Origin of the sequence: Streptomyces niveiscabiei (assembly GCF_001419795.1) — a bacterium.
Lineage (GTDB): Bacteria > Actinomycetota > Actinomycetes > Streptomycetales > Streptomycetaceae > Streptomyces > Streptomyces niveiscabiei.
On the sequence record NZ_LIRL01000380.1, the window covers coordinates 1 to 12,823 of the forward strand.

Genomic DNA, 12,823 nt, shown 5'->3' on the forward strand with positions numbered 1-12,823 from the left:
TTACTAACGCGCGTTAGTAACGTGGCCGGTACAGTACATCGGGCGTGGTACACCCACAAGAGCGGAAGGAGTTCGGATGGCGGGTCAGGCCGCTGCCCGGCCGGGGGGCCGGGTCACCAGCGCCGACGTCGCGCGGGAGGCGGGCGTCTCCAGGGCCACCGTCAGCTTCGTGCTCAACGGCACCAAGGGGCAGACGATCTCCGAGTCGACGCGGCAGCGCGTCCTCGAAGCCGCCGCGAGGCTGCGGTACGCCCCCTCGGCGGAGGCCCGGACCCTCAGCCGCGGCCGTAGCGACGTCGTGCTCCTGCATCAGCCCCCGCAGCTGCCGCTGACCGACCTCGGTGCCCTGGCCGAGTTCCTGTCGGCGGAGTTCGCGGCGGCCGGGCTCACGGCGGTGATCCACCCGTGGTCCCGCAGGCCCGCCGACGACGTGTGGAACGCCATCACGCCCGTGGCCGTTCTCGCGTGGGACCTGCCGGACAGTGCCGTCGCCGCGATGCGACGCAACGGAGTGCGCGCCGTCGTGTCCCTCACCGCCGAGTCCGATCCCGTCGCGCAGTGGATCTGGGGGCCCCGGGAGGACAGCATCGCCCGGCTCCAGGTCGAGCGGCTGCTCAGGGCGGGGCACCGTCGGCTCGGCTACGCCCGTCCGCACGACGAACGCCTGGCCGAGGCGGGCGAGCGGCGCCTCGCAGCGCTGCGGCGGGCCTGTGCCGAGTACGGCGTACCGGCCCCGGTCGCACTGGCCACGCCCAGCGATGAGGCGGGAGCCTCGGCCGCCGTCGACGCCGTCGCGGCGTGGCGCGAGCTGACCCCGGCAGTCACCGGCGTGTGCGCCCACGACGCCGTGGCCGCCTTGGCCGTCCTCGCGGGTCTGCGCGAGCTCGGGCTGACCGCGCCGTCGGACCTGGCGGTGATCGGCGCCGTCGATTCCCCGGCCGCGCGGCTCGCGTCGCCGCCGTTGACCATGGTCGCGGTGGACATGCGGGACACGGCGCGCCACCTCGTCGAGGCCGTCACCAGTCTGCTGGAGGACCGCCCCCTGCCGGTCGGGCCCGAGGTCGCCCGGGTGATCGAGCGCAGCTCGGTCTGACCTCTGCGCCCTCGGAGCTGGCCCTGCGGCACACTTGCGCCCGCTCCACTAACGCGCTTTAGTAGCGGCACGCTGCGGAACCGCCGGAGATCCGGCTGTGGCACGGCGAGCCCCTCCCCCGCTCGTGGGACGGCCCACCGTGGCGGCCCGAGAACGGAACAGCGACCGGACAGGGAGACGGAACGGCGGTCCGGCCGATCGCTGCCCGGATCCTCACGGAAGTCCTCTCTCCTCAAGGAGCTTGCGTGCCCCCACCCACTATCACCCCCGCTGCGCTCGCCGCCCAGCGTCCCAGTCTCACCATGCGGTTCCTCAGCTCGGCACTCGGCCGACGGGGACGCCGCAAGGAGGGCACACCTGCCGACGTGGCCGCAGATCGCCGGCTGCTGCGGCGGCTCACGTCGCTGGCTCGCGGCCCCCGGGGCGTGCGCCTGACCGAGGAGGTGATCGCGGGCGTCCCGGTGGTCCGCGCGTCATCCGGGGTGCGCGCCCACGGCACCGTCCTCTACCTGCACGGCGGGGCCTATATGGCCGGCCGCGCCAGGGACGTCGTCACCGCCGCCCACCTCTCCGCCGGCAACGGTCCCGACCTGGTCAGCGTCGAGTACCGGCTCGCACCCGAACACCCGTACCCCGCAGCGGTCGACGACGCGCTCGCCGTCTACCGCGAGCTGGTCCGCGCCCCCGGCGCCGACCGGCTGGTGGTCATGGGCGAGTCCGCCGGCGGCGGCCTGGCACTGGCCCTCCTGCAACAAGCGCGGGACGAGGGTCTGCCGATGCCCGCCGCCGTCGTGCCGGTCTTCCCCTGGGCCGACCTGTCGCTCAGCGGCGCGAGCAGCACGGCGAACATCGGACGCGACCTGCTCACCCGCTCGCAGTTGCTGGAGGCAGCCGCCTGGTACGCCGACGGGCGTGATCTCCGCGATCCTGAGCTGTCTCCGTTGTTCGGTTCGTTCCGTGGCCTCCCGCCCGCCTACGTTCCGGTGGGCCGACACGACCTGTTGCTCGACGACTCCCGACGGCTGGCGGCGCGGCTGCGCGCCGACGACGTCCCGGTCGTCCTCGACGAGTGGCCCGGCACGATCCACGGTTTCCTCCAGGTCCCCTCAGCGGAGGGCCGGCAATGCCGCCGGAGGGTACGGGCCTTCGTGCATGAGGCCCTTTCCTCGGCGCCCGCGCAGCGCTCCTAGAGCCCGCAGTCTCCGCGACTGCGGCCCCTCTGGGCGCACGACCAGGAGTTCGACGACTACGCCGGAGGCGGCCCGCCAGCTCTCCCGCCGGGCTGCCTCGGCGAGGAGCCGGGGCTCGACCGCCGCAGCTGCGAGGACCACCAGCGTCGCCGGGCGCGGGCCGAGGTACTCGCCCAGAGGGATGCCCCGCCCCGGTGGTCCGACGAGGAACACGACGTACCGATGTACGACGAGGCCGGCCCGACCCGTCTCGTCGGAGTCCGGCTCCCTCGCGGCGGACAGCGCGAGGGGTACCCCCTGAGCGAGCGAGGCGCCAAGTCCGCTCAGCCGCACGATCCACCGGCCACCACCGCGTCGCCGGAGAGGATCACGGAGCGGTGCCTGTGCGTCGGCTCAGAGGGCTGGGGCCCGCCCGACACCACACAGGACGATGTCTACCGCGCTGCGCGCCCACGTCATCGGGGCGGAAAAGCCCGCTGAACGTCGCCATGCGGCCCCGGCTTCTCCTCGCCGCGCGGCCGTACGGCCGTCGACACTAAGTGCCTACGGCCGTGCGGTGACTCGCTCGCCCTACTCGGACTTGATGGCTGTGAGCATGTTCAGCCGGGCTGCGCTGCGGGCGGGCCACAGGGCGGCCAGGAGGCCGATCAGGGCTGCCAGCAGTAGGAAGAGGCCGAAGCGGTTCCATGGGAGCGCGAATGTGTAGCCCGGTATCTCGGCCTTGGTGACCTCGCAGACGGCCCAGCCCAGGAAGGCTCCGACCGCGATTCCGGTCGCCGCGCCGAAGAGGGAGATGACCACGGCCTCGAGTTGGATCATCCGGGTCACGCCCTGCCGGTCGAGTCCGACGGCGCGCAGCATGCCGACCTCCCGTTGCCGTTCGAAGACTGACATCGCGAGGGTGTTCACGACCCCGAGCACGGCGATGACGAGGGAGATCGCCAGCAGTGCGTACAGCACGTTCAGCACGGTGTCGAAGGCTCCGCTGAACTCGTCGAGGATGGCCTGCCGGTCATGGACCTCGATCCCCGGGCGCCCGGCGAGGACGTCGGTGAGTGCCTTCTGCTTCGTGCTGCCGTCGGTCTTGAGGTAGGCCTTCGAGAAGGTCGTGGAGGTGGCGTTCGGATCGATCACGTCCGCGGAGACGACGACCGGCAGGACGACTTCGTTGGACTCGAAGACGGCGCCGACGGTCAGCTTGCGGCTCTTGTCGGAGTCCCCGTACACGGCCGGCAGGGTGTCCCCCACTTTCCAGCCGTGCGCCCGCGCCTCGTCGTCGGAGACGGCGACCTGCCCCTTCGCGAGCGTGTCCTGCGAGCCCGAGAGGACCGGGAGGCGGAGGGTCTTGTCGAAGTCCGCCGGGGTGACGGCGGAGACATCCTCCTGGACGCCGTCGAGTTGCATCCAGGACTGCTGTTCCTGCGACACCGTCGTGACGCCGGGCGCCTTGCGCAGTGCGGCGACCGCCGAGGCGTCCAGGTCCGCGCCGCTGTCCCTGACCATGTAGTCCGCCTTGACGATGTCCGTCGTCATCCTGTCCGTGGACTGGCCGAGGGTCGTGGCGAGCACGGTCAGCGCGCTGACCAGGGTGAGGCCGATGGCCAGCGCGGAGGCGGTGGCACCGGTGCGGCGCGGGCTGCGTACGGCGTTCTGGCCGGCGAGCTTGCCGGAGACCCCGAAGACGCGCCGCAGCAACGGCTGGACGACCGCGATCACGGGCCGGGACAGCAACGGGATCAGCACGAGGACGCCGGTTACGGCGAGGAAGGCGCCGGACCCGACGAGCGCCCTGCCCTCGGAGCCGCCGGCCCCGGCGCCGACGACGACGGCCGCAGCGCCGAGCAGCGTGATGACGCCGCCGAGCAGGTTCCGTATCAGCAGGGACCTGGTGGTGGCGGGCAGGTGTGCGCTGCCGATCGCCGCGACCGGTGGGATCTTCGCGGCGCGGCGGGCCGGCAGCCAGGCCGCCACCATGGTGACCAGGACCCCGACGACGGCCGCGACCAGGACGGTCGTCGATGTGACGACCAGCGGCCCGTCCGGGTTCTTCGTGCCGAAGACACCGACCGTGGACCGCGCCGCGGCGGCCATGGCGGCACCGAGTCCGAGTCCTGCGGCGGCGCCGACGGCGCCGACCACCATCGCTTCGGTCAGGACGGATCGGGTGACCTGCCTGCGGGAGGCGCCGACCGCGCGCAGCAGGGCGAGTTCGCGGGTGCGCTGGGCGGCCAGCATGGTGAAGGTGTTGGCGATCAGGAAGACGCTGACGAAGAGCGCGACGGCGGCGAAGGCGAGCAGGATCGCGCTGAGTGTCGACGCGTCGCTCGCGCCTCCCTTGGCCCTCTCGTCGGCGAGTTGCTGTCCCGTCTTGACGTCCGTGTCGTCCGGAAGGAGCTTCTTCAGGGCGGTGGCGAGTTCGGTGTTCGACGTGCCCGCGTCGGCGGTGACGGTGGCGTACTCGTAGAACCCGGGCTGGAGGAAGAGGCGCTGGGCGACCGGCGTGTCGAACAGGGTCAGGCTGTCGCCCAGGGCCACCCCGGTGTCGTCGGTGGTGAAGATGCCGGAGAGCTTGTACGGCTTCGCCGGGCCTTTGAGGGCGACGCGCACGGTGTCGCCGACGTGGTAGCCGCCCTTGTCGGCGGTGTCCTTGTCGAGCGCGACCTGCCCGGCCTCGGTGGGGCCGCTGCCGTCGGTGAACGCGTAGCGCGGGTCCTTGCCGTCCTTCCCGGGCGCGAAGTTGGCGCCCATGCCGGACGAGCCACCGCCGATGAGTCCGCCGTTCTTGTCCGCGACGTCGGCGGCCCCGCCGACCCGCCCGGCAGCTCCGGCGACCCCGTCGAGGCGGGCGATCTCGTCCAGTTGCTGCCCGCTGAGGCCGGGGGCCTTCTCTGACTGGCTGTAGGAGCGGACCTCGACGTCGACGTGGGCGTAGTTCCTGGCCGCCTGGTCTCGGTAGGCGCCGCTGAGGGTGTCGTTGAAGATCAGGGTGCCGGAGACGAACGCGACGCCGAGCATGACGGCTAGCAGGGTCATCAGCAGTCTGGCCTTGTGCGCGAGGACGTTGCGCAGGGCTGTGCGGAACATGGTGGTGTCTGTCCTGGTGAGGTGGGGGGGCGGGGCGGTCGGTTCGACTCGGTGCGGTCCGGCTCAGCTCGTACGGAATCTGGGGGTGTCGAAGGACTTCATGAGTTCGAGGACCCCGTCCGCGGTGGGTTCGTGCATCTCGTCGACGATCTGCCCGTCCGCGAGGAAGACGGCTCGGTCCGCGTAGGACGCGGCGACCGGGTCGTGGGTCACCATGACGACGGTCTGGCCCAGCGTCCGTACGGAGTCGCGCAGGAACCCCAGGACCTCCGCGCCCGCGCGCGAGTCCAGGTTTCCGGTCGGCTCGTCCCCGAAGACGATGTCCGGCTTGGACGCGAGCGCGCGGGCGACGGCGACACGCTGCTGCTGGCCGCCCGAGAGCTGGGCGGGGCGGTGCATGAGCCGGTCCGACAGGCCGACCATCCCTATGACGGTGTCCAGCCACTCCTTGTCCGGCGCCCGGCCGGCGATGTCCATCGGGAGGGTGATGTTCTCCAGCGCCGTGAGGGTCGGCAGCAGGTTGAACGCCTGGAAGATGAAGCCGACCCTGTCCCGGCGGAGTCTGGTGAGCTGCCGGTCCGTCAGGGCTCCGAGCTCGATGTCGCCGACGCTGACCGAGCCGGAGGAGAAGCTGTCCAGTCCGGCCACACAATGCATCAACGTGGACTTGCCGGACCCCGACGGCCCCATGATCGCCGTGAACCGGGCCTGCTCGAAGCCGACACTGACCCGGTCGAGAGCGACCACCCGGGTATCTCCCTGCCCATAGACCTTGGACAGGTCGGTGGCACGGGCGGCGAGAGTAGGAGTGCGGGTCGCGGACTGCACTGTGGTCACGAGGTCTTGCTCCGATCGATGACACGGACGGCCAGATGCACGCTGCGGCGTATCTGACCAGGAACTCCCTTCATCGTCCGGCCCGTACCCCTCTCCGCGTATCAGCCGAATGACCGACTACCTGGAGCTGACGCCCGAACGGGCCTGGTAGCTCTCAGGTATGGCTGCGCGTCAGCTCCGAGGATGACGCACAGGAGCAGGCGCCCGGGAAAAGGAGGGAAAGCCGTCGTTTCCCTCACACGCCGCCCCGGCAAGAAACGAACAAATCGCCCCCTCATGGACTCAGTCATAAGGCCGATACGCAGCCGGAACGGAGCAGATCCACACCGATTCCGGCGGGATCTACGGCTCGCCGCGCGTCCACGCCGTCCTGAAGCGCGAAGGCACCCGGGTCGGAGGGATACGGGTCCACCGGGCAAGGCCGTCCTGGCGCCCCGTAGGGCTCACCCGTCTCCGGTCCCGCCACCCCTATTTCGGGGGTGCCGGGGCGTGATGCGGGCTGCGAGAGTCCGGAATCCCTCGACTCGGCGCGACAGAAGGAACCGGTACATGCACGACGTGACGGCCCGCTACGACGTTCCCGCCACCATGCGCGACGGCACTGTGCTGCGGGCGGACGTGTATCAGCCCGCGGAAGGCGGACCATGGCCCGTCCTGCTCACCCGTCTCCCCTACGGCAAGAACACCCCGTTGCTGCTCGGCGCTCTCGATCCGACGGGCCTGGCACGCAAGGGATTCCTCGTCGTGATCCAGGACACCCGAGGCCGGTTCGCCTCTGACGGCTCGTGGGACCCGTGGACGCACGAGGCCGGCGACGGCTACGACACGGTCCGCTGGGCCGCGACCCTCCCGGGCTCCAACGGCCGCGTCGGCATGTTCGGGCAGAGCTACTTCGGCAACACGCAGTGGATGGCCGCGCTGTCCGGGCCGCCCGAGCTGAAAGCGATCGCTCCGCTCGACACCTTCTCCGAACCGGACGACGGGCTCTTCGCGCGGGGAGGGGCCCGTGAGCTGGGCATCGCGTTGCCCTGGTCCTTGCAGCAGGGAGTGGACACCGTCCTGCGCCGGCACGCCGCCACTCCGGCCACACTCCCGGCGGCGCTCCAGGCGCTGGTCCACGACCTGGACATGGCCGCGACGTCCGGATACCGGGAACTGCCCGCCGGGCGCCATCCCGCCTTCCGGCGCCACGGCATCCCGGACATCGGCTACGAGCGCTCCCGCCAGGAGCCCGGGTGGAGCGCGGCCTGCCGGGTCGCGGGACGCCAAGCCGAAGTCGACCTGCCCAGCCTGCACACCGGCGGCTGGTACGACGTCTTCAGTCAGGGGACCCTCGACAACTTCACCGCGAGCCACGCGGCAGGGCGGCCCAGCACTCTGATCATGGGCCCCTGGACACATGTCAACCACGGTCACCAGATCGGCGACGTCGACTTCGGCATGGCGGCGAGCGCGGAACTCCTCGGGTTCCGCGGCAGCCTCACCGACGTCCAGAGCGCATGGCTCCGGCAGTGGCTCGCCCCCGAAACCACCCCGTCGGGGCCACAGTTGCCCCCGGTGCTGCTCTTCGTCATGGGCAGGAACGAGTGGCGCGAGGAGCAGGAGTGGCCCCTGACCCGCGCCGTCCCCACGGACCTGTTCCTGCGGTCGGACGGGGCGCTCACCTTCGCCCTCCCGCAGGCGGGTGAGGGGAGCGAGACCTACATCTACGACCCCGCCGACCCCGTGCCGACCACGGGCGGCGCGCTCCTGATGACGGAGAACTTCCGGCCCGGCCCTCTCGATCAGGCCGCCGTCGAAGCACGACCGGATGTCCTCGTCCACACCACGGAGCCGCTGACCGAGGACCTGGAGGTCACCGGCCGCGTCCGCGCGATTCTCCACGCGGCGACCGACGCCCCGACCACGGACTGGGTGGTCCGGCTCTGCGACGTCGACACCGCGGGCGTCTCCCGGAACGTCGTCGACGGGATCGTGCGGTCGGTCACCACACCGGGAGAGTTCACCGAGCACACCGTCGACCTGTGGTCGACGAGCCATGTCTTCCTCGCCGGACACCGCATACGCGTCCACGTCACCTCCAGCAACTTCCCCCGCTGGGACCGCAACCTCAACACCGCCGCCTTCCTCGACGACAAGACGGACTCCCGTCCAGCCCACCAACAGGTCGCCCACGACGCCGCACACCCTTCCCGCATCGTCCTGCCCGTCATCCCCACGTCCGCAGGCTGAACCAGGGGGCTGTCGGCCGCTCACACCGGTTCGCCAGCGGAACGCGTTCCGGCCCTGCCCGCCGGAAAGGCGCTGACCGTCCGCACGGTGGCCTACGTCTTCCTCGACTCGCCCAGCAACGCCAACACCCTCCGCTCGTACACCACCGGAGGCGACAAGACCGCCGAATTCCTCGGCGAGGCCCGTCCGCTCGCCACCGTGGCGGACGACGAGATACGACGGCCCGGCGGTGCCGGCCTGGGTGAAGCGGATACGACCGCCGGACTCGCGGACCCCGGCCCGCTCGAAGATGGCGGTCGCTCGGTCGGAGGAGATCCGCCGAGTAGCCGAACCTGGCCGGGCGCCGGGCCCCGGTGAAGGCGAAGGGTGCCCAGCCACGTACGCGGCTACGGGCAGCTCCGCGCCCTGCTCGACGCTCACACAGCGATCTCACCCACCTCGGCGAGCGGCGTTCCGGTCGAGGCGGGCCGGCTCGGCATCCCCGGCATCCGGTTCCGCGTCGTCGCCATGGGCGCAGCGACGTCCTTGCAGGTGGACAGCCGGATCTCCAGGACAAGCCTGACCGATGACGAGCTCCGTTGGTCTGATATCAATGTGAACAGCGCTCACGCGCCCCAGGGAAGCAGCCGGGAGACCGTGGGGCCCGCTGTCTTCGCCTGCCGAGGTGGAACCGCACCCCCATGGGGGCCTCACGGCAAGCGGCTGGGCCTTCGCCGAGAACGACCGCTTCCGTCTTCCCTTCGCCATGACGTTCAGACACCGCGCCGGGCATGTACGAAGAAGGGGATCGATGAAGATCGCCGATGACCTCCCCCACCGGCTCGACCGGACGGCCGAGCGCGTCCGCAGGGCAACGGGTGTCTCGCTGGCCTTCGCAGGCTCCGTCACCCCTGCCGACGACCTGGTGCTCGGCAACTTCGCGGGGCCGACGGTGGGTGCCCTGCGCGGAGCGGTCCTGCGCCATGGCGAGGGACTGGGTGGCCGAGCAGTGGCCTCACGCCGGCCGATCGCGGTGAACGACTACTTCTCCTGCGACCAGATCACGCACCGTTACGACCTCATCATCCGCGCCGAAGGCATCCGTTCCATCGCCGCCGTACCGGTGGTCGTCGACCGCAGGCCCATAGCGCTGATGTACGCGGCGTTTCGCACCGACGAGATCGTGGGCGACCGGATCCAGGACGGCCTGAAGGACGAGGCCCGCGCGCTGGAGCAGGAACTCGTCACCGCGCACGCCCTGCGGGGCAGCCAGGAGGAGAAGGACGCGGATCTCGGAAGCCTGCGTGAACGCGTTCGGGAGGCGTACACCGAGCTACGGACTCTCGGCCGGCGCGTCTCGGACCCCGCGCTGGAACGCGCACTGCACGACATCGCACAACGGCTCACCGAGCCCGGCACCGACAAGCGTCCCCTGGACGACCTGACCAGGCGAGAGTTGGACGTGCTCGCTCTCGCGTCCTGCGGGCTGCCCAACAAGACCATCGCCGAGCGGCTCGGACTGACCTCGCAGACCGTGAAGAGCTACATGAAGTCCGCTATGTCCAAGCTCCACGCGACCACCCGCCTCGAAGCCGTCGTGATCGCCCGTCGCGCCGGCCTTCTGCCCTGACCCGGCCCGCGCACGCTCTCGGCGCCGTTCGCCGTGCGCGATCGTGCTCAGTTCACCCGGCGGGCTTCATGCGGAAGGCCGGGCCGGGGACGCTTTCGATGTCGGCCGCCTGGACGGCATGGCCCTCTTCGCAGCGGATCTGGACGTCGACGTGGGCGCCGCACGCGCGGTGCCTCGACAGTACGGCGGGCCCTTCGGGGTCGGCGCGGTAGCGGTCGCCCCACTGCAACAGCCCCAGGACGGCGGGGACCAGGTCCATGCCCTTGGGGGTGATCACGTACTTGGGGCGGCTCCGTGAGCCGGGCTCCTTGTAGGTCTCGCCGGCGAGGATCCCTTCGTCCACGAGCATGCGCAGCCGCGCCGCGAGGAGGTTGCGGGGGCAACCGAGGACGCGTTCGAAGTCGCCGAAGCGGGACGAGCCGTACCAGACCTCGCGCAGGATCAGGATCGTCCACTTCTCCCCCACGATCTCCAGGGTCCGCGCGATCGAGCAGTTCGACGTGTCCCGGTCGAGACGGGGGACCATGCCGGCATCCTGAACAACTTCCGTCCACGCATTCATGGGGTGATTCTAGCCTCAGCTGAGTTTACTTTCATATACTCAGCGAGTAGCGTCACGGTTGGCGCGGGACACGCACCGGCCACGGAGAAGATCACCGAGTAAGGCAGCCGACATGAAGGCATTCGTCGTCGAGAAGTACGGCCCGGGCGGCACACGCGCCGCCCAGGTGCCCGAGCCCACCGTCCGGGACCGCGACGTCCTGGTGCGCGTGCGCGCCGCCGGCGTCAACCCGCTGGACAAGATGGTCCGCAACGGGGAGTTCAAGCAGCTCCTGAAGTACCGGCGCCCGTTCGTGCTGGGCCACGACGTGGCCGGTGTCGTGGTGCGGGTCGGCCCCGCCGTACGCGGCTTCAAGCCCGGCGACGAGGTCTACGCCCGTCCGCGCGACCTGCGGATCGGAGGGTTCGCGGAGTTCATCGCCATCGACGAGGACGACGTCGCGCCCAAGCCGGCCTCGCTGACCGCCCAGGAGGCAGCCGCGGTGCCTCTGGTGGCCCTGACCGCCTGGCAGATCCTCGTCGAGCGCGCGCACGTGAAGCCGGGCCAGAAGGTGCTCGTCCACGCCGGCGCCGGGGGCCTCGGATCGACGGTCATCCAGCTGGCCAAGCACCTCGGCGCCACGGTGGCGACGACAGCGGGCCCCGCCTCCGAGGAGCTGGTCAGGAGCCTCGGCGCCGACATCGTCGTCGACTACACCAAGGAAGACTTCTCGCGGACGCTCTCCGGCTACGACCTGGTGCTGGACTCCCTGGGCGGGGCGAACCTGGAGAAGTCGCTGACCGTACTGAAGCCCGGCGGCCTGGCCATCGGCGTCACCGGCCCGCCGGACGCGGGCTTCGCCAAGCAATTGGGAGCCCCGCTCCCCCTGGGCGTCCTCATGAACGCCCTCAGCCGCAAGATCCGCAAGCGGGCCAAGGCGCTCGGCGTGCGCTACGAGTTCTTCTTCATGCGGGCCAGCGGTTCCCAACTGCGCACGCTCAGCGCCCTGTACGACAGCGGGAAGCTCCGCCCGGTCATCGACGCGGTCTTCCCGTTCGACCAGACCCTCGAAGCGATGGCGTACCTCGAACAGGGCCGGACCAAGTCCGGCAAGGTCGTGGTCTCCATGACTCCCCACGACGACTGACCGGGCCGTCCGCAGACGCACAGCAACCGGCACGCCCGCCGGCAGCGGGCGTGGCACCGAACCATGAAGGAGCACACCGTGGGAGCAAGTCCAGCGGCACAGGAGTTCGCGCAGTTCCTGGAGAGCGTGAGCGCGAAGGCCTCGACACCGGGCCTCGACCTCGCCGTCGTCCGCGACATCGTGGAGACCAACCACCGGGCGTCGGCCGAGCCGGAAGGCGTCACCTACGCCGAGGTCGACGCGGGCGGCGTCCCCGCCCTGTGGTGCATTCCCGAGGACGCCCACCCCGACCGCGCGCTGCTCCACTTCCACTTCGGCGGGTCGGTCACCGCCTCGATGCACTCGGACCGCAAGGCCGCCGGTCACATAGCCAAGGCCGCCGGCGCCCGCTCCCTCGTCGTGGACTTCCGCCTGGCACCCGAACACCCCCACCCGGCACAGCTCGACGACGCCGAGACCGCCTACCGGTGGCTGCTCTCCCAGGGCTACGAACCGCGGAACATCGGCAGCACGGGCCACTCGATCGGCGGCACCCTCGCGGTGATGCTGCCGCTGCGCCTGCTCGCGCAGGGGGAGGCGACCCCGGGTGCGATCGTCAGCGTCTCGCCCTGGACCGACCTCACCCTCCGGAACGCGTCGGTGGACGCGAACGAGGACAGCGACAAGATGCTCGGCAGGGGCATCCTCGAACTCTTCCGGGCATCCTGGCTCCAGGAGCCCGGAGTGGACTTCGCCGCCCCCGAGATCAGCCTCGTGAACGCCGACCTCACCGGCCTGCCGCCCACGCTCGTCCACTACGGCGAGCACGAGGCCCTCGCCGACGACGGCGCTCAACTCGCCCGCCGTCTCGCGGACTTCGGCATCATCACCGAGGTCCACCCGCTGCCCGAAGGCCAGCACTCGTTCGTCCTGGGCGCGGGACGCGTACCCGAGGTCGACCGGGCCGTCCAGCAGATGGGCCAGTGGCTTCGTCGGCATCTGGGCACCTGAGGGGGACCCGCAGGCGCCGGCTGGCATGAGAACCGCGGCTCACGGAGACGGAACTGCCGGGCACCTTGCGGGTCCAGATGGTGCCCGGCAGTTCCGTCTC

At 70.9% G+C, this 12,823-nt stretch carries 9 protein-coding genes and 2 pseudogenes; 8 read left to right on the forward strand and 3 right to left on the reverse strand.

What is annotated here, in order from left to right; translation table 11 throughout:
• Positions 1-76 precede the first annotated feature (76 nt).
• Both AOK24_RS19100 and AOK24_RS19105 read left to right on the forward strand, forming a co-directional pair.
• Positions 77-1,093: a LacI family DNA-binding transcriptional regulator gene (locus AOK24_RS19100; protein WP_055721284.1), complete on the forward strand. Its 1,017-nt coding sequence runs from the start codon at positions 77-79 to the stop codon at positions 1,091-1,093.
• Positions 1,094-1,338: 245 nt separating this feature from the next.
• Entirely contained in the window at positions 1,339-2,283 is a 945-nt protein-coding gene (locus AOK24_RS19105) for an alpha/beta hydrolase (protein WP_159051924.1), read from the forward strand.
• A gap of 570 nt (positions 2,284-2,853) precedes the next feature.
• Here AOK24_RS19105 and AOK24_RS19110 read toward each other — a convergent pair.
• The gene (locus AOK24_RS19110; protein ID WP_055721286.1) at positions 2,854-5,367 is read right to left on the reverse strand and encodes an ABC transporter permease; all 2,514 of its coding nucleotides are present in this window, start codon (positions 5,365-5,367) and stop codon (positions 2,854-2,856) included.
• Between the two features lie 63 nt (positions 5,368-5,430).
• Positions 5,431-6,204 carry an ABC transporter ATP-binding protein gene (locus tag AOK24_RS19115; protein WP_055721287.1) on the reverse strand — a complete coding sequence of 258 codons (774 nt, stop codon included), beginning with the start codon at positions 6,202-6,204 and terminating at the stop codon, positions 5,431-5,433.
• Between the two features lie 319 nt (positions 6,205-6,523).
• On the opposite strand from AOK24_RS19115, the pseudogene AOK24_RS50820 reads away from it, so the two are divergent.
• From AOK24_RS50820 to AOK24_RS19130, 4 genes and pseudogenes are all read left to right on the forward strand, one after another.
• Positions 6,524-6,619: pseudogene (locus AOK24_RS50820) on the forward strand (IS3 family transposase); the annotation flags it as partial.
• Positions 6,620-6,753: 134 nt separating this feature from the next.
• Complete coding sequence (locus AOK24_RS19120; protein ID WP_055721288.1) at positions 6,754-8,436, forward strand: CocE/NonD family hydrolase; 1,683 nt, start codon at positions 6,754-6,756, stop codon at positions 8,434-8,436.
• Positions 8,437-8,508: 72 nt separating this feature from the next.
• Positions 8,509-8,840, forward strand: a pseudogene (locus AOK24_RS19125) (site-specific integrase); the annotation flags it as partial.
• A gap of 386 nt (positions 8,841-9,226) precedes the next feature.
• On the forward strand, positions 9,227-10,045 hold the full coding sequence (locus tag AOK24_RS19130; RefSeq protein WP_055721290.1) for a LuxR C-terminal-related transcriptional regulator: 819 nt from the start codon (positions 9,227-9,229) through the stop codon (positions 10,043-10,045).
• A gap of 52 nt (positions 10,046-10,097) precedes the next feature.
• Here AOK24_RS19130 and AOK24_RS19135 read toward each other — a convergent pair whose 3' ends face one another.
• A complete protein-coding gene (locus tag AOK24_RS19135) occupies positions 10,098-10,571 on the reverse strand; it encodes a winged helix-turn-helix transcriptional regulator (RefSeq protein ID WP_055721291.1) in 474 nt (157 codons plus the stop codon).
• Between the two features lie 148 nt (positions 10,572-10,719).
• Here AOK24_RS19135 and AOK24_RS19140 point away from each other — a divergent pair, with 148 nt between their 5' ends.
• A complete protein-coding gene (locus AOK24_RS19140; RefSeq protein ID WP_055721292.1) occupies positions 10,720-11,733 on the forward strand; it encodes an NADP-dependent oxidoreductase in 1,014 nt (337 codons plus the stop codon).
• Between the two features lie 78 nt (positions 11,734-11,811).
• A complete protein-coding gene (locus AOK24_RS19145) occupies positions 11,812-12,723 on the forward strand; it encodes an alpha/beta hydrolase (RefSeq protein ID WP_055721293.1) in 912 nt (303 codons plus the stop codon).
• The last annotated feature ends 100 nt before the right edge of the window (positions 12,724-12,823 follow it).